18 protein-coding genes, 1 tRNA gene and 1 riboswitch are annotated in these 17,200 nt (G+C 54.1%); of the genes, 12 read left to right on the top strand and 7 right to left on the bottom strand.

Annotated features, from left to right (window positions below; translation table 11 throughout):
• Positions 1–75 precede the first annotated feature (75 nt).
• From AB8B75_RS00170 to AB8B75_RS00150, 5 genes are read right to left on the bottom strand one after another with little or no spacing between them, the layout of a single operon-like run.
• A complete protein-coding gene (locus tag AB8B75_RS00170; RefSeq protein ID WP_405358873.1) occupies positions 76–1,047 on the bottom strand; it encodes a nitroreductase family protein in 972 nt (323 codons plus the stop codon).
• 13 nt (positions 1,048–1,060) lie between these two features.
• Positions 1,061–2,131 carry an ABC transporter ATP-binding protein gene (locus AB8B75_RS00165; protein WP_405358871.1) on the bottom strand — a complete coding sequence of 357 codons (1,071 nt, stop codon included), beginning with the start codon at positions 2,129–2,131 and terminating at the stop codon, positions 1,061–1,063.
• 58 nt (positions 2,132–2,189) lie between these two features.
• Positions 2,190–3,317, bottom strand: a complete 1,128-nt coding sequence (locus AB8B75_RS00160; protein ID WP_405358869.1) for a hypothetical protein — start codon at positions 3,315–3,317, stop codon at positions 2,190–2,192.
• A 34-nt stretch (positions 3,318–3,351) separates the two neighbouring features.
• Positions 3,352–4,185: an ABC transporter permease gene (locus tag AB8B75_RS00155; protein WP_405358867.1), complete on the bottom strand. Its 834-nt coding sequence runs from the start codon at positions 4,183–4,185 to the stop codon at positions 3,352–3,354.
• Entirely contained in the window at positions 4,185–5,066 is an 882-nt protein-coding gene (locus tag AB8B75_RS00150; protein WP_405358865.1) for an ABC transporter permease, read from the bottom strand. Before AB8B75_RS00150 ends, AB8B75_RS00155 begins: the two co-directional genes overlap by 1 nt.
• A gap of 755 nt (positions 5,067–5,821) precedes the next feature.
• Between AB8B75_RS00150 and AB8B75_RS00145 the strand changes: the two genes are divergently transcribed.
• The 3 genes from AB8B75_RS00145 to AB8B75_RS00135 all read left to right on the top strand — a co-directional run bounded on the left by AB8B75_RS00145 (position 5,822) and on the right by AB8B75_RS00135 (position 8,357).
• A complete protein-coding gene (locus tag AB8B75_RS00145) occupies positions 5,822–6,442 on the top strand; it encodes a DUF3604 domain-containing protein (RefSeq protein WP_405358863.1) in 621 nt (206 codons plus the stop codon).
• A 303-nt stretch (positions 6,443–6,745) separates the two neighbouring features.
• Positions 6,746–7,549, top strand: coding sequence for an alpha/beta fold hydrolase (locus AB8B75_RS00140; RefSeq protein ID WP_405358861.1), 804 nt, complete (start codon positions 6,746–6,748; stop codon positions 7,547–7,549).
• Between the two features lie 562 nt (positions 7,550–8,111).
• A complete protein-coding gene (locus AB8B75_RS00135) occupies positions 8,112–8,357 on the top strand; it encodes a hypothetical protein (RefSeq protein WP_405358859.1) in 246 nt (81 codons plus the stop codon).
• A 7-nt stretch (positions 8,358–8,364) separates the two neighbouring features.
• Here the strand turns inward: AB8B75_RS00135 and AB8B75_RS00130 are convergent, their stop codons facing one another.
• On the bottom strand, positions 8,365–9,651 hold the full coding sequence (locus tag AB8B75_RS00130; RefSeq protein WP_405358857.1) for a Fic family protein: 1,287 nt from the start codon (positions 9,649–9,651) through the stop codon (positions 8,365–8,367).
• Positions 9,652–9,989: 338 nt separating this feature from the next.
• On the opposite strand from AB8B75_RS00130, the gene AB8B75_RS00125 reads away from it, so the two are divergent.
• From AB8B75_RS00125 to AB8B75_RS00115, 3 genes are read left to right on the top strand one after another with little or no spacing between them, the layout of a single operon-like run.
• Positions 9,990–10,190 (top strand): plasmid mobilization protein, encoded by a 201-nt coding sequence (locus tag AB8B75_RS00125; protein WP_405358855.1) that lies wholly within the window; start codon positions 9,990–9,992, stop codon positions 10,188–10,190.
• 3 nt (positions 10,191–10,193) lie between these two features.
• Positions 10,194–10,367 (top strand): hypothetical protein, encoded by a 174-nt coding sequence (locus AB8B75_RS00120; RefSeq protein WP_405358853.1) that lies wholly within the window; start codon positions 10,194–10,196, stop codon positions 10,365–10,367.
• Positions 10,364–11,239: a relaxase/mobilization nuclease domain-containing protein gene (locus tag AB8B75_RS00115; RefSeq protein WP_405358851.1), complete on the top strand. Its 876-nt coding sequence runs from the start codon at positions 10,364–10,366 to the stop codon at positions 11,237–11,239. The genes AB8B75_RS00120 and AB8B75_RS00115 overlap by 4 nt, the downstream gene beginning before the upstream one ends.
• Positions 11,240–11,762: 523 nt before the next feature.
• On the opposite strand, the gene AB8B75_RS00110 is transcribed toward AB8B75_RS00115, so the two are convergent.
• Positions 11,763–11,848, bottom strand: a tRNA-Leu gene (locus tag AB8B75_RS00110).
• A 606-nt stretch (positions 11,849–12,454) separates the two neighbouring features.
• Positions 12,455–12,559: riboswitch (guanidine-I (ykkC/yxkD leader) on the top strand.
• An 84-nt stretch (positions 12,560–12,643) separates the two neighbouring features.
• Here AB8B75_RS00110 and AB8B75_RS00105 point away from each other — a divergent pair.
• Genes AB8B75_RS00105 through AB8B75_RS00080 form a run of 6 tightly spaced genes read left to right on the top strand, consistent with a single transcriptional unit; the run spans position 12,644 to position 17,175 of the window.
• Positions 12,644–13,693 (top strand): putative urea ABC transporter substrate-binding protein, encoded by a 1,050-nt coding sequence (locus tag AB8B75_RS00105; RefSeq protein ID WP_405358849.1) that lies wholly within the window; start codon positions 12,644–12,646, stop codon positions 13,691–13,693.
• A 41-nt stretch (positions 13,694–13,734) separates the two neighbouring features.
• Positions 13,735–14,547, top strand: a complete 813-nt coding sequence (locus tag AB8B75_RS00100; RefSeq protein ID WP_405358848.1) for an ABC transporter permease — start codon at positions 13,735–13,737, stop codon at positions 14,545–14,547.
• Positions 14,544–15,314 (top strand): ATP-binding cassette domain-containing protein, encoded by a 771-nt coding sequence (locus AB8B75_RS00095; protein WP_405358847.1) that lies wholly within the window; start codon positions 14,544–14,546, stop codon positions 15,312–15,314. Before AB8B75_RS00100 ends, AB8B75_RS00095 begins: the two co-directional genes overlap by 4 nt.
• The gene (locus AB8B75_RS00090) at positions 15,292–16,536 is read left to right on the top strand and encodes an agmatinase family protein (protein ID WP_405358845.1); all 1,245 of its coding nucleotides are present in this window, start codon (positions 15,292–15,294) and stop codon (positions 16,534–16,536) included. The genes AB8B75_RS00095 and AB8B75_RS00090 overlap by 23 nt, the downstream gene beginning before the upstream one ends.
• Positions 16,526–16,966, top strand: a complete 441-nt coding sequence (locus tag AB8B75_RS00085) for a hypothetical protein (protein ID WP_405358844.1) — start codon at positions 16,526–16,528, stop codon at positions 16,964–16,966. Before AB8B75_RS00090 ends, AB8B75_RS00085 begins: the two co-directional genes overlap by 11 nt.
• Positions 16,963–17,175 (top strand): hypothetical protein, encoded by a 213-nt coding sequence (locus AB8B75_RS00080; protein WP_405358843.1) that lies wholly within the window; start codon positions 16,963–16,965, stop codon positions 17,173–17,175. Before AB8B75_RS00085 ends, AB8B75_RS00080 begins: the two co-directional genes overlap by 4 nt.
• Positions 17,176–17,200 lie beyond the last annotated feature (25 nt).

Raw genomic sequence — 17,200 nt, 5'->3', positions numbered from 1 at the left:
CCCTTCGACCAAAGCCACTTAACACGAGCTAAGGAACCTCACCCTTTGAACGTTGCGGCTCCATCTGGACGCTTGTCAAGAAACGCGCTGATTGAGCGTAAGCACCTCCGAGAGCGGTTTGCGGTCAGAAACAGGCACAGAGAACGCCTTTTTCAGATGGCCTGCGGACATCATTGTGATGACCAACTCGTCATCCGGAATGCCCAAGTGCCGGCGCAGAGCACGGTCTTGGGCGGGCTCGACGCTCCAATTCAGAAAACATGCGCCTAGTCCTTCGGCATGGACGGCGAGTGCCAGCGTCATCGCGAAAATACCGCCGTCAATCCAACCTTGATAACGCTCACCCACCAGGTTCATCTCACTCATGTTCGACGTGACCACAAAGACGGTCTGAATTTCCTGCCGAAACCCAGCGTTGCCCGCCTGATAGGTCAATGCTGCTTGCACGCGCGCCACATCGTTCAGGGCGTAGACCTTGCATGTCTGGCGATTGCAGACCGAAGGGCATTGCTGGGCATTGCGCACAATGCGCGCTATAGTGTCGTCATCCACGGGGCCTGGCGCATACTGGCGTACGCTGTGGCGGTGCCGCAGGAAACTTTCGAAATCGATCATTGCAGCGGCGCGGATCTGGGTGGCGTTAACCTGTTCCGCTCCACCTGGATAGGTGTCGTCGAGCGTGCCGATCGTCTGGGTCAACCGTTCGAATTGCTGTTCCAGTTCCGATAGGCGCTGGCCCTTTTCTATGTGATAATCGATATAGGATCGCAACGTTGCGACTGCCCATAAAACAGTCTCGTCGACGCCGAAATCAGCATGATACGACTCAATTTTCTTCATAATCGAGCCAGCCTTGTCCTGTCCGTAGCCCAGCCGCACGTCGGGAAAGGCCATGCCACCTTCGAGATAATGGGTAAAGATTCGGATTATTGCCCGGCGATTGCCACGCGAGACCGAGCGGTTCACAAAGCTGAAACGCCGATATCGCGCGAAGTCGTAGAGATATGCTCGCGCCAGTTGTACGTTGGTCCTAACAGCCTCAATCATCGGTTCTTGTCTCCTAGCGCGCGATAATCCAGCCGCTGTCCGTCCGCCAACCCACATCGATGGCAGTGTCAGGATCCAGCTGCGGCGCGCCAAGGCGATTGGGCACTTCGGCGACCAATTTCTGCCCTTCGAGGTCCATCTGGAAGCGGATAAAGGCTCCTTGATAGGTGACATCCTTCATCGATAGCCGCAACGCATTGTCGGGGGCCGTATGCGCCTCGTCCCCGATCAGGACACGCTCCGGCCGGATCGCCAGTGTGACTTCATCAGCCACCTTAATGCCAGCACGCGTCGGCGCCGTAATCAAGTGACTACCAATCGACAACTTGCAAACATCTCCCTCCACTGATGCGACCTTGCCGGTCAGAAGATTGGATTCGCCAATGAACTCTGTAACGAACTGGTTTTTTGGGCGTTCGTAAATGTCCTGCGGCGTACCCACTTGTTCGATCTTGCCCTTGTTCATAACCGCGATGCGGTCCGACATTGTCAGTGCTTCGCCCTGATCATGGGTGACATAGATGGTGGTTATCCCCAGCGATTTTTGCAGTTCCTTGATCCAGAATTTCATTTCTTCGCGGAGGTTCTTGTCGAGCGCCGACAGTGGCTCGTCCAGTAAGAGAATGCGGGGCTGGGTAACCAACACACGTGCCAAAGCAACGCGCTGCTGCTGGCCCCCCGACAATTCGGTCTGAAAACGGTTTTCGTAACCGGTCATGCCAACCTGCTCCAGCGCGTCGCGCACCCGCGCGTCAATCTCGTTGTCTGGCAGTTTTCGCAGCTTCAGGCCGAAGGCGATGTTGTCATAAACATTCATATGCGGAAAAATTGCGTAGTTCTGAAAAACGAACCCGATTTCGCGCTCTTCTGGCGGCGACTGCGAAATGTCGATCCCGCCCACATCAATCCGGCCCACGCTGGTTTCCTCGAAGCCCGCGATCATACGAAGGGTCGTTGATTTGCCACATCCCGAAGGACCCAGCATTGAGAAGAATTCACCCTCTTCTATGGTGATCGAGATATCATCAACGGCGAGAAAATCACTGAATGTCTTGCTGAGGTTTGTTAAAACGACCGTCGCCATGTGTTTTCCTAAAGGTGTGTTCCGGCAGATGAAGCCTGCCGGAACGCTTCTTTCTCGATCAACCGGTGAAAATTTCGTTTACGGTTTCCACGATTTCATCCTCGTTATCGAGGTACCAGTCCCAATCGGGAATCCAGAGCCCCTCGAGCGCATCAGCTGTGTTTGTGACCCCTTTGCTGGTCAACCGTTCCGGTAGCATGGCCTTGCTGTTTGAGGGTCGCAGGTAAAACGCTTCGCCCGCTTTGGTCTGGAAGGCAGGATCAAGCTTAGCGTTGAGAAGCGCAAGCGCGAGCTTCTTTTCCATCGGGTCGGAATAACGCGACACAGTGTGAGTTTGCGTCAAGATAGGTTTCTGCTCCCACGTGAGCGGCGCCACCGGGATGTCCTTGTCCATCTGCAAGAAGATTTCACCCTCCCATTGCACGCCGATCTCAACCTCGCCGCGCTCGACCTGAGTTTGCATGTTGCCGGTGAAGTCGCTGATTTTCATTGGCATCGCCGCACGCATCGCCTCGAACCCGGCTTCCAGATCATCGGGACCTGATCCAAATTCGGCAGCCGCCGTCATGAAGAAGGTCATGAAAAGGCCATTGGATGTGATGTAGGTCGCACGCTTGTTGGCAAATCGGTCTTCCCAGAAGGATGCAAAACTTTCCGGAGCCGGATCGATCAGGTCTGTTCGCCAAACATGGGCGTATTGACCAAAGCCCCAGGTGATACCAAGACCTGAGCCAAAGGCGAACTCCCAGCAATCCGCCGCATTGGGGACATTGGCTTTCAACTCGTCCGTCGACAAGAAGTAATCTCCCGCCTTGCCGAGCTTGATGATCTCGTTGAGATTCCAGTTACCCATGTGAAACGCTGGATCCTGTGGGCCGCTGGCGACATATTTTGGGAACCAGGGAAAGGAAGAGTCATATGCAACTTTGCAATTGAACGTTTTCTCGAACTCCTCGATCACGTTGGACGTCATGAATTCTTGCCAGAAGCCGCCCCATTCGTTGATGCGGATTGTGGTTCCACCGCCGTCAAAAGGTTCGCCATCCCAGACAACGTCCTGCGACCAGGCATGGTTGATATTGAACATGCTGACTGCACCGGCAGCGGTGCCCGTTTTCAGAACTTGGCGTCGGTTTACACCGATCAGCGATTTGTTCGGTTTGATCAGTTTCTTTTTGTTACTCATTTCACTCTCCTTATTTCAGGGGGGATTTTCGACATTACGAAAAGTTTACGTTGGCGAGTTTGCGTAGATTGGTCAGTCGGGCGGTGATCAGCATCGACACTACGACAAGGAAGATCGCAAAGATGCCGGCGGCCGCGGCGGTTGGCTCGAAGGTGTATCGCAGCGACGAGTAAAGCGCGATTGGCAGCGGGTTGTAGTCGGGCGGCGTCAGAAAAAGGGAAACATCGAATTGCCCGAACGACACAATGAAAGAAAAAACGGACCCCGCGATGATACCTGGCGAGATGATCGGCAACGTAATGCTGCGAAAGGTTTTCGTCGGGCTGGCTCCCAAGCTGCGTGCGGCCTCTTCGAAGCTCTTGTCAAAGCCTACGAGCGAGGCATTTACGGTACCGACAACATAGGGGCAGGTCACCAGCACATGCCCGATGACCAGCCCTGGCATCGTACGCACCAGACCTAGGCCGCTGGAGAGGTAAAACAGGTACAACGCCAGTCCCAGAACAATGCCCGGCAACATCAGCGGCGCCATGAAGAAAGCGCGCGCCATCTGTTTTCCGGGAAATTCGTTGCGGGCCAGCACGAGCGCAATTGTGGTCCCCAGTGCGGTCGAAATAATCATTGTGCAGACAGCCAGTATGAGGCTGAAGAGATAGGACGGCAGGAAGGCGTCGGACTGGAAAAAGGCTATGACCCATCGCAGCGACAACCCCTTTGGCGGGAAGGTCAGGTGATCACCTGCGTTGAGCCCGGCGAGGATCACGACGACAACAGGTGCCAGCAAAAGCACGAGCGCAACCATCGCAAGGGCTCGCAGTACCAGAGGTACCGCCGGTTCGCGCCGAATGGTGCGTCGGTTGCCTGCCATCAGATACGGCCTCCTGAAGCTTGAATGGCGGCGCGCTGGTAGATCAGCATTACCAAGAAACTGATCGCAAACATGATGGCCGCGATGGCCGCTCCAAACTGCCATTTCCCGAGTTCAGCGACCTGCTGAAATATGTGGATCGGCAATACCACAACTTTCCAGCCGCCCATCAATGTGGGAACAACGTAAGACGAGAATGAGATTGCGAAGACGAGCAAGAGCCCGGCGAGAATGCCCGGCATGCTCAATGGAATCGTGATTTTCCAGAAAGTCTGCCAACGCCGAGCACCCAGGCTGCGGGCGGCCTCTTCCAGTGCAGGGTTTATTCCCTGGATGACGCCGACCAGCGAGAGGATCATGAACGGTAACGAAAACTGCACCAATCCGACGACGACACCGGCAAAATTGTACATCAGGGGCAAAGGCTCATCGCCGACCAGGCCAAGCCACCGAAGGAACTCGTTGATCAGACCTACGTCGCCCATCAGCACCATCAGCCCGAACAAGCGGATCACCATATCCAGTTGCATCGCGCTCAGAACCAGGATCATCAGCGTGGTGTTGCGCCGGACGTCGGTCGTCTTGGCAATCAGATAGGCAAGCGGATAGCCAAGTATCAAAGCGATCACAGACACTAGGGCGGCAAGACCAGCGGACCTTATCGCCGCTTCGTAGTAGATTGAACGACTGAAAAACCGTTCGAAGTTGCGGAAGTCAAACAACCACTGAATGCTGGCATTTCCAAGAGTTGGTTTGTCCAGCGACAGGAGAAACAATGAGGCCAAGGGCACCACGAAGAATATGAAGAAGAAGAGCACACCGGGCGCCGCCAACAACGCGGTTCGTCCCGGTTTGCCGATTTTCTGCAAGAACGCAGACAAAAAATAACCTCTCCAACGTGCCCGTCACATGGCGATTGCATGCCAGACGGTTCTTAATGCTTCCTGCGCGCGAAGAAATTCCAAACCTTAGTCAGGTTCCGGAACAAGTCATCACGCCCTATGCCCATAACAGCCCAGCGGTCCTCGCAAACCAAGTTTGTATTTGGATAGGTGTCTTCGGCAAACGGATAGGTAACTTCACGATGGCTTTGGACTGGGCAGCCGCAGGTATCAATCCAAATACGACCGGCAAGTAAAACTACGGATGGACTTTAAAAAACCAGCCTAAGGTTCGGAAGGAGACAGTAATTCACGTCGTCCCTTTGAAGGTCGTGAGAAGTCCGGGTTCACGGCGCGTTGAAAGACCGATGACCCCATTTTGCGACGGATAAACTCGCCGCCATCGTCCACTCTGGTTGTTTGGAGATGACCGATCTGGCAACTTACGCGCTCCTTCCTGGCCAAGGGAAAAACAGCGAAAACTCAAATCACAAATGGACAGAAAATCGGGTTCAACCGACCAAAACCGTCAGATATAAGCTCCGAGCCCGAAACATTAGTCCCGTGTTGACCAATGTGCTGCAATGTTGGTTAATGTCCTGGTGAGTTAGCGAAAGCAGAGCCCAGAGGCCTCTTTGAAATTGGGTTATGCCGCATGTGGTTCGAAAGCGAGTAAGCAGCTCCGGTAGAGCTTTGAGTCCGGCATAGTCGAGTGCCCGGAGTCGGGGAACTCACTCAGAAGTAAGGGAAAAGCCTTGAAACAATATCTTCTTTCCACAGCAAGTGCTGTCTTGATAGCCGGATCGGCTTTTGCAACTGATGGCGTGCCCAGCGAAATTGCCTCCGAAGGCACATTCAAGGCCCCGCCCTATTCGCCCTATGCAAACCGCAACCTTCCAGAACGGCCATTGTGGGGCGACACGCACCTACATACCGGGCTTTCGCTGGACGCAGGTGCGTTCGGCAATACACTCTTGCCCGACACCGCGTGGCGCTTTGCAAAAGGAGAACAGGTGATTTCCTCCACCGGGCAACCCGTTCGACTTGCGCGCCCGCTCGATTGGATGGTGCTAACGGATCATACCGATCTCATGGGCTTTGCACCCGACCTGCAGGCAGGAAAACCAGGTGTTCTGGCTGACCCCAAGGGTCGCGAATGGTATGAAGGGTATTCCAAGGGAGGAGAAGCCGCAGGCAAGTCTGCCTTCGACTTGATCACAAACTTTTCGCAGGGGACGCTGCCAGAACTGTTGCTTGAATCCTACAGCCCCGGTGCGGATGCTTTTTCATTCACTTGGGAACATATCGTTGATGCCGCAGAGGATCACAATGAACCCGGTGTGTTCACGGCATTCATCGGCTTTGAATGGACGTAAACAGACCAAAACCATCGGATACCTGCTTCGAACCCAGACTTCCCAATGCTGCGCGTCGTTTAAATGACCGCAAACATAGGGAAGCCGCCTTTAATGATGTTTTGATCTGCACAAAGCGCCTGTTGGTCTAAGACCTCAGATTCTGTGATGTCGATTTGGCAACTAGCCGGTCATCCAACCCGTTAAATTATCGACTGACAGAAACCACAACCGAATAATTGGAAAACTGGATGGCAAGGACCTACTCTACAAGAGCCTCAAACCGCATGAAAGATCCATAAATTGCTGTCAAAGACCATTACTGTGAATGACGTCTCACTTCACTATGTCGAAGCCGGTTCGGGTCCGGAGACCATTGTGTTCTCTCATGGGTACTTGATGAGCCATCGAATGTATGATGACCAAATCACCGCTCTTAACGCCTCTGCGCGAGTGATTGCTTTTGACCATCGTTGCCACGGTGACAGCGAGAAAGTCCAAATAGAGTTTGCGCTGCAAGATTTGGTTGACGATGCTGCCGCATTGATCCGCGAAACCTGTGATGGTCCGGTTCATTTTGTGGGCATGTCCACCGGCGGCTTTGTAGGGATGCGGCTTGCCCTGTACCAGCCCGGGTTGATCAAGAGCCTGGTGCTCATCGATACCTCCGCCGATTACGAGGATCCTAAAGCTCTGCGCAGAAACAAGCTCTTGCTGGCGGCGCTTGGCGTTTTTGGGTTTCGTCCGGTTATCAATCAGGCGATGTCGATCCTGATGGGGGCATCTTTCCTGAAGGATCCGAAGCGTCAGGAACAAGTCGGCGTCTGGAAATCCTACATTATGTCACTCGACATTAAGGCAATCCGCCAGTTTGGACTCGCAATCTTCAGCCGGGATTCTGTTTTGGACGAGCTGAAGAAGAAAGACGACTTCGTTCCGACGCAAATAATCGTCGGCGAGGTTGATAAAGCCACTCCTGTAAGGAACGCGACGGACATGCAGAACGCTATATCCAGCTCCAATTTGACAGTTGTTCTTCGTGCCGGACATTCGTCTCCGATAGAAGAACCACAGATCGTCACAGGCGTTTTGCAAGCTTTTTTCAAAAGGATCGGAGCGTTTGACTGAGAATTGCTGTTATGGTGACCCGCTGGGCCTAAAGTTCATTAAGAGATTAAGCTAGATCACAGTTCGACCCACGCTGCGTTTCGCTACTGATGCGACGCGTGCATATTGGACATTGGGGCGCGGAGCCGAATGGCAGGTTTGTCCCGCCATCTGCTTCGTTCGCTTCCTTGGACAAGGCCGTCCTGATGTATTGACCAACGGTTTTCAACGCATGTTTGGGAATGCCCGGAACGATTGATTGGGATCCGACACGGGTTACGCGGTCACCACGTTGTCATGAGTGACCAGCGGAACCCGGATGGGACATGGTTCAAGTGGTTTGATGTCAGGTCGTTTCCAGCGAATGCACATGGGCATGGATGTGTTGAACCTGTGCGCTGAATGTGGGCTCCTTCCACCAGTCCGACACGCATCAGATTGCTTCGAGATCGCTCGTGATGTCGCCGTCCTCGGCGTTCAGGAACTCATCGCAAGCAAGTCTTCTGTGCGGTGCGTCGGCGCGGATTATGACGCGCTCGACGATGAAATCCCTTTCTAAGACACGACAGGAGTGAGGTGATCGATGTCCACACCGCCTAAAAGCCCGTTCAATCTCAAAGCTGACCCAAACAAGCAAAAGCTGCGTGACAAGGACAATGCTGACCTTCGCCTTTCGACTGATGCACTGATTGAACTGCGCGCTGTCTTGAATCGTCTGTTGATTTGCTCACAAATTGGTTCGGCAGATCGTCGTAACATTCTGGCTTCACTGGAAAATCTGGACCGCGTTTTCAGCCGACGACTAGCAACCTATCGCCCCTCATTGTGAGGGGGCGTTAGCTCAGATCAACGCCGACCAAATCTGCAGCTTTGAGCTTGAAACGGATGGCGTTTCCTTCGTGAAGACCTTTGAACTGCTCATGTGCATAGGCGACCACGGCGTCTTGATCGTCTTTGGGAACATCCAGTTTTTGCACACGGGCCAGAACGACATCCGGTTTGAAGCGCTTTGCTTCGAGAACGCTGAAGCGCACCACATCGCGAACGACATCGCGATAGGCAAGCGCTGCCTTGTCCGGGACATCGACCTCGGCGCGCAAGACACGATATTTTTCGGCGGAGGCAAGATAGCTCTCGACATGGACCTCTCGCAGAAGAGCGACATTGTTGAGCTCGTAAATACCGATAAGACCGTCAATATAGGCGGCGTCGTCCATGGTGAGGAACGACATTGGTGCTAGGTCTGCTTTCAGCAATGGTATGTTCGAAGCAACGCGCGACGTCCGCTTGTTGATGTCGATAAACCCTTGAAGATAGGGAATATGCACGAGCAAGAAGAATGATTGCTCGAAGGGATCGCTGATCTCCTTGGCCTTTGCGACGATGATGTCGAACTCTTCTTCAATGGTGATGCGGTCATCCAGAGGCTTATAGCTTGAATAGGAAATACCCACAGGCGTTTCGCGAAGTCGCCCTGCCATGCCGGGATCGACGAGAAGACCATCGGAAAGAAGCGCGTGGATGTTGAAGAAATCCGGTCGGTCGAGATTGATAGTGTCAAGATTATCGACAATGTACTCGATCGCTTCTTTGTGGTTGAGGATCATCTGGGCTTCTTTGCGATCTTTGCCCTCAGCCTCTTTGCCGAATTTGATCAACCGTTCTGTCTGAAGAATGTCGTAGGTGTTCCCTTCCATCCGCGATGACGCAAAGGACAGATCAACAAGCAGCTGCTCAAGTATCCGCCGAGCATATGTGCCTACTTGGATTGGACCGCCGACCGGCTGACCTGCTGCCCTCAGCTTATCCCTGTCAGATTGTGTGAGGTAGAAACTGCGGCCAGGCACGTAGGCATCGAGAAACTTCGGATTGTATCGGACTGGTGGCCTTTGATTATAGGGCGTTTGTAAGTGCGCCCGAACACTGGCAGAGCCTGCAACCGAGTATTCGGTTCCGCGGCCACGGCCTGAGACATCAAGCCTGCCAGCATCGACCAAACGCTTAAGGGCACGCCAGATTGTGGGACTGCTCACGTCCGGAGCAGCCCCTCTACGAATGGCTTCTCGGCCTGAGAGCGGGCGCTCAGCTACAAAGTCCAGTATGTTCTGCTCGATATCGGCCATGAAACGTAAATACACCACTCTGAAACGATTAAATATTTATAATACAACATTTTTTCGCATTTATCAATTTTACGCTTCACGAATTTTGAAACGCAAATCCCCTACCCCAAGACTGAAACGATTTCAACCAACCATGAAGCGTATAACTGTCTCAAAATACTACACCTTCCTCAAATCCAACATTTTTGTTTCACGCAGTTTGAAACGCAAATAGCGTCTGGAAACTCTTTCTCAAAAAGCTTGCGTCCGCCGAAGGCGGACGCAAATTTACTCCCAGGCAAAAGACTGCCGCGTCACGCGACAGCCTCTTCGGTCTCCTCAATCACTGGCTGGAGACCGTGCAGGTAAAGGCAGGCAAGCGCCGTGATCGCTCTCCGCTCACATTGCGGCTCACGACCGATGAACGGCAGAGACTTGAAGAACTAGCAGCGGGCATGACGCTGAGCGCATATGTGCGTGCCTGTTTGTTTGGGGCCGAGGCGGTGAAGCGCAAGCGACGGCCAAAGGATGTGGTTGAGGACAAGAAAGCGGCAGCGTAGGCATTGGCCCTGTTGGGACAATCGCGGATTGCGAGCAATCTCAACCAACTTGCCTATCATGCCAACATCGGCGCATTGATCGTCGGCGCGCAGGAAAAGGAGGATATCGCCGAGGCGAACGCGCATTTGCTGGCCATTCGCACATTGCTCGTCAAAGCGTTGGGCAAATCGCGATGATCCTTGAGGGCAATGCACGCGGCTACGGTGCTGAACTGGCGCGACATTTGTTGAACATGCGCGATAATGATCATGTGCAGGTTCATCTGCTCGACGGGTTTCTCGCCGATGATCTCGCGGGCGCATTTGAGGAAGCCGAAGCGATTAGTCAGGCCACGCAGTGCAAGAAATACCTGTTTTCCCTGTCGCTAAACCCTCCACCGGACGCCTCTGTGTCCGTCGGGGCTTTTGAGGATGCCATTGCCAAAGCCGAGACGGCGCTGGGGCTGACGGGGCAACCGAAAGCCGTGGTGTTCCACGAAAAGAATGGGCGGCGGCATGCCCATGCGGTCTATTCGCGGATTGATAACGACCAGATGAAGGCGATCCAATTGCCGCATTTCAAGCGCAAGCTGATGGCGGTATCGCGAGAATTGTATCTGGAGCATAGCTGGGACATGCCGCGCGGGTTTGACGATAGACAGCAGCGCGACCCCAATCGCTTCACCCATGCGGAGGCCGGGCAAGCCAAACGCGCCAAACGGGATACCGTCGCGCTCAAGAAAATGTTTCGGGCGTGCTGGGATGGCGCTGACAATCAGCAAGCCTTTGCAGCAGCACTTGCCGATCAGGGATATGCCCTCGCCCGGGGCAATCGGCGGGGGCTTGTCGCGGTTGATGCCGATGGCAAGGTCTGGTCGCTATCACGGTGGTGTGGTGTCAAGCCGAAGGCGCTGTCACAGAAGATCACCGACATTGAGGACAGAGCGCGCTCATATCCCTGCAGCAACTGCTCGTTTGTAAAGACACCGCGTACTAGGGCATCGTCACCTTCGCCTCTGATAATCAACCTCGTGAATGGGTTCCGCTTGTCCAAGTCGAGTTCTGAATAGGCATAGTTTATAATCGCAGAAAGACTGTTGATCCTACGCCTGATAGTAGCTGTCTTATTCCCTTTGATAGTCAAATGACGGACGAACAGCTTGGCGTCTTCTCGGGTGTATTCACTCACTTCCCTGTCACCAGCCAATGAAATGAAGGCATCGAGGGCGATCTGTGGTGGCTTAAGGTCAATCTCCCTGAGCGACAAATATTCTTCCGACATTTCCGACAACAGGGCAGACCGAGGTTTAAAACTCTCTAGGACGGAAGCGAAATCAACGGGCGCAATTATCTTTGTCCCAGCCCAAGATCCCTCAAGTACAGTTGTCAGGCGATCTGAATAGGCTTCTGCTTCGTTGGCATCCTTGGACAAGGCCAGCCGGATGTATTGACCATAGGTTTCCACCGCATGTTTGGGAACACGACGGTTGTAATAGTAGGTACCGGAACGGCAGATTGTGTACTGAATGTGTGACACGATGATATCCCTCGATGATAAAAACGAAGGAATTTCAATTGGTCATCTGGCTAGAGTGGTGCGGATGAGAAGACTCGAACTTCCACGGGTGTTACCCCACAGCGACCTCAACGCTGCGCGTCTACCATTCCGCCACATCCGCACGCTTTAGAAAGGTAACGCGTCATTAGCGTGCTCTGTCGAACTTGTGAAGTGTCAATTCGAATGAAATAGCTTTGCGTTGCAAATCCAGCGCCAGAGAGCACGCGTGTAGTTGTTGAATACGGCACGGTCAGGCGGCGGAAGAGATCAAGATCGCGTTCAGATCTGAAGTATGATCTGATATGTCAGAGGCATATCTTGACGGCCGTTCCGTCCTTGTCTGGCAGGAACGAAGTGCGCGTTGCCTTTTGTCAGCCCTTTTTCGGGAATAATCTGCTTTGGGATGGTATTCATCTGTACGAGACCATGATGGTGATCCTATCACAAGGCCAGTTACAGGAGCGAACATCCTCGCTCGGCTTGGCGAATATGATGGGCTCATTGCGGCGTTTTGGCTAAAATCGACCCGGTAATACTGCAAAACCTTGAAAGATACAAAAACGCGATGCTCAAAAGCGTATGAACTCGATGTCCACTTCTGTACCCAACCTGTCCATAAAGCCGCCGAAAAAAGTAAAAAACGCTTAATTTTTGTGCACCCATTCGAAGGCACGCGGCAGATCCTCAGTTCAACTTGACCCCGGGCCGGTGATTTCCTTCGATAAACAGGCAGGATGTCTAGGGTTCCGCCGCGCCATGCGGGTCTGGTCCAAGAGACGTCGCTGTTCGGTCAATCCCGAACAGTACACGGCGGGGCAAAATCCCGGGAGGTTACTGCGCTGGTTTGATCTGCGCTCTCCCTTTGCCCATTTCGCGGTCACTCCTTTATTGTAAATTCATAAGCGGGGACCGAATAATGATAAAAAAGCTTGCCACCACCACTGCCATCGCCTTGTGCCTTGCGGGCGCCGCAACCGCGCAGGAAAAAACCGAATTCAAAGTTGCATGGTCGATCTATGTGGGCTGGATGCCCTGGGGCTATCTGGAAGACAGCGGCATCATGGATAAATGGGCCGAAAAATACAGCATTGATGTCGAGATTGTGCAAATCAACGACTATGTGGAATCCATCAACCAATACACGGCCGGTCAGTTCGACGGTGTGTCCGCCACGAACATGGACACACTCTCAATTCCGTCGGGGAGCGGCGTGGACACAACGGCGCTGATCGTTGGCGATTATTCCAACGGCAATGATGCCGTGATCGTAAAGGGCGATGGCGATCTTGCTTCTTTGGCGGGTAAACCTGTGAACCTCGTTGAACTCTCTGTGTCGCACTACCTTTTGGCGCGAGGTTTGGATTCGGTTGGCTTGTCTGAGGCGGATCTGGGGGGTGTGATAAACACATCCGACGCCGACATGATCGCTGCCTTTGCGACAGATGATGTGCAAGCGGTGGTCACCTGGAACCCGCTGGTGTCATCCATTTTGGAAACGCCAGGCGCCAACAAACTCTTCGACAGCGCCGATATTCCCGGCGAAATCATCGACCTGATGGTTGTCAACACCGACACCCTTGCGGCAAACCCCGACTTTGGCAAAGCCATGGTGGGGGCCTGGTATGAAGTTATGGGATTGATGGCTGCGGGGGATGAGGAGGTTTTGTCGGCCATGGCTGAAGCATCCGGTACCGATCTTGCCGGTTATCAAGCCCAGTTGGCCTCGACCGAAATGTTCTTTGACCCCGCTGAGGCCGTGAATTTTGCAAGCGATCCAGCGTTGCCTGCCACGATGGTTAGCGTTGCCGAGTTCCTGTTTGACAAGGGCATTTTGGGTGAAGGGGCGCCCTCTGCAGATTTCGTCGGCGTGGCATACCCGGATGGGTCGATCAGCGGAGCGGAAGACAACGTGATGTTCCGCTATGACACGACCTATATGCAAATGGCCGCTGACGGCGCGCTCTGAGCAACAATGGCAGGCCGCCGCATCCCGTGGCGGCCAAACCCATGCGTCTGATCAACATCATACCCGGTCGCCCGTTAGCGGTTTTACTGACCTTGTTGCCCTTTGTGTTGGTGTTCATCGCCTATGCCATCGGGTCCGAGATCAGGTTGGCTGCAAACCCGGCTGACAAATTACTGCCGGCCCCCAGTACGGTTTGGGATACGGCTGTACGTCTGGCGACCGAAGGAGATCGGCGCAGTGGGCGGATTTTGCTGTGGCATGACACCTGGGCCAGTCTGAAACGGCTTGGCCTGGGGATTGGCATTTCCGCGAGCATCGGTTTGCTGTTTGGTCTGTTGATCGGGCTTTTGCCTTTGATGCGTAGCCTGTTTGCGCAATTTGTGGCCGTGCTGTCGATGATCCCTCCGCTGGCGCTCTTGCCAATCCTGTTCATCGTTTTTGGCCTTGGGGAACTCTCCAAGGTTGTGCTGATCATCATCGGCACATTGCCGTTTCTGATCCGCGATCTCAGCCAGCGCACGTTGGAAATCCCGCAGGAGCTGCTGGTGAAGGCGCAAACGCTCGGGGCCTCCAGCTGGGTGATCGCGATCCGTGTGGCACTGCCACAGGTCATGCCACGATTGATACAGGCCGTGCGCCTTTCTTTGGGCCCGGCTTGGTTGTTTCTGATCGCCGCGGAGGCGATAGCCGCCGACTTAGGGCTTGGTTACCGTATTTTCCTTGTCCGCCGCTATCTCGCCATGGATGTGATCCTGACTTACGTGATTTGGATTACCATCCTTGCCTTTCTCGTGGATTGGGCGTTGCGCATTCTTTCGCGCCGGTGCTTTCCATGGGCGGAGGGTGGATTGTGAGCTTTGTGACTGTCCGTGACATCTATCAGAGTTACGATGATCGCCCGATCATCGAGCGGGTAAACGTGGAAGCCGAAGAAGGTGCATTCCTGTCGATCGTCGGGGCTTCCGGTTGCGGCAAGTCCACGTTCCTGCGGCTGTTGCTGGCGCAAGAGCGGCCCACACGTGGCGAGATACGCATTGATGGGGCAGATCCGGCCCGCGAGCCTGGCCTCGACCGGGGCGTGGTTTTTCAACGCTATTCTGTGTTTCCGCATATGACGGTCCGCGAGAATGTCGTGGCGGGCGAGAGTTTTCGAAGCCCGTGGGGGCGATTTTTTGGCGCAGAGCGCAAAGCGGCTCTGACGCGCGCCGATGAGACGCTGGCCCGCTGCGGGTTGGATCATGTGGCGGATAATTATCCTGCCACCCTGTCAGGCGGCATGCAGCAGCGCCTTGCGATCGGACAGGCGCTTGCTGCGAAACCTCGCGTGCTCTTGCTGGACGAACCCTTTGGTGCGCTCGATCCCGGAACCCGGCTTAGCATGCACGAGTTTTTGCAGGATTTGCGCGCCGAGACGGGCATGACTGTTTTTATGGTCACCCACGACCTTGAGGAAGCCTTCAAGCTCGGGGATCGCGTTCTTGTCTTTGATAAAATCCGTTGGGATCCACAGGATCCGACCCTCAACGGGGCAACAATCACGTACGATTTTGACGCCCGCAATGGCGGCATTCCTTACCAATCACTCAAGGAGGACACCCATGTTTTACGGCCCCACGGATAGATCACGCTCGCACCACCCGGCCGACTTTCACCGTGCCGAACAGCGCTTTCATCACCCCGATCTAACAAAAATGCGCGGCTGGAAAGCGATGCAGGACGAATCGGATCTGCCGGGCTCCGGCTGGGAGCAGGAAAAACAATGGGCTTTGCGGATGGGCCTGACGGGGGCGGACAGTATTGAGGACAAGTCGATCCCGACATTCGCGCGTGGGGAATTGCCACACTATGCCGGGATCAATACATTCCTGAAAGCGCCCTATGCAGAGGATGTCACTGAAGTCAGCGACTATGATGCCACCGTTCTGGGTATTCCTTTCGATGGCGGTACAACCTACCGCGCCGGTACCCGGTTTGGCCCGCAGGGTGTGCGCAAGATCTCTGCGCTCTATACGCCTTATAACTACGAAATGGCCGTCGATCTGCGCGAACAAATGACTCTCTGCGATGCCGGAGATGTCTTCACAATCCCCGCAAATATCGAAAAGACCTTCGATCAGATCAGCCGGGCAGTGAGCCATGTGGCCTCGTCTGGCAGCTTGCCGATCATGATAGGGGGCGATCATTCGATTGGCTTTCCTTGTGTGCGAGGGATCGCCGAATGTACCTCCAAGAAAATCGGCATCATTCACTTTGACCGACACGCAGACATTCAGGAAAAGGATCTGGATGAACGTATGCACACAACCCCTTGGTTCCACGCAACGAATATGTCGAACGTGCCTGCAAAGAACCTGGTACAGGTTGGCATCGGCGGCTGGCAGGTACCGCGTGAAGCGGTAAAGATCGCCCGCGAACGTGAAACAAACATCATCACCATGGGTGATATGGAAAAGATGGGGATCGATAAAACCGCCGAGATGGCGCTGGAGATGGCATGGGACGGTGTCGATATGGTCTATCTGTCATTCGACATCGACAGCATCGATTGCGGATTTGTCCCCGGCACAGGTTGGCCTGAACCCGGTGGATTCTTACCACGCGAAGCTCTTGGCCTTGTTTCCAGAGTAGCCGCTGAGGGCATCTGCGGGATGGAGCTTGTGGAAGTCGCACCGCCCTATGATCAATCCGAAATTACTGCCCTCATGGGTACACGTGTGATCGTCGATGTGCTCGGGTCGCTTGTTGCAAATGGCAAAATGGGTGCGCACAAGCAACACATGGATAAGCCGGTCAAGATCCCTCACGGCGAGTTTGAAGGAAAGCGGTGGTCCAATGCCACATGACATCATAAACGGCCACGTTGGTCATATTGGTCACAACCATGACCACCCGGACCATTTGCATAGTCACATGCCTGATGCAGACAAGGCGAATGAATTGTTGGTACTGACCACCCAATTTATCGACGGTTTTGTTGCTGCCAAGGACAAGATGTCCTATTTGCGGATCGCCGGTGTTCCCTTGGAAATCGACGATCCAAGTGGGGGTCCAAAGATGAAACTGGTGGATGTGCAGCTGACAACAGAATGGCAAGTCGGCACCGCTTCTCCGTCCTTTGGATCGCGGGAGTTGAGTTACCTGCCATACCCCGGAGATATGGTGAGCGAGAGGACAAATATGGGATTTGTCTACGTCTCCATGGATGCAAAACACACCACGGACATCCGCAGTTTCTTGCAAAAGCACTCGGCGGCTCAAGAGCTGCGCGCATGAAGTGGGTCTTCCGCGTTGCCGCGCTAGTCTTTGCGACACCCGCACTTGCGCATCACGAGGTCGTGGCTGTCGCAACTGTGGTGCCTTTGATGACGGGATTTGCGGCTCTCGTCTTCACAGGAATAGTGGCACGTCCGCGCGGGTTCCGACGGCTCGGATCACTGTTGCGTAAAGGCAAACACCAATCTGTGCGTTCAAAGGATCGATAAAAAGCGTCGGCCGCGAATGCCAATA

Source organism: Roseobacter sp., assembly GCF_045106495.1.
Lineage (GTDB): Bacteria > Pseudomonadota > Alphaproteobacteria > Rhodobacterales > Rhodobacteraceae > Roseobacter.
Note: the sequence above shows the minus strand (reverse complement) of the source record. Positions and strands in the feature narration are given on the sequence as shown.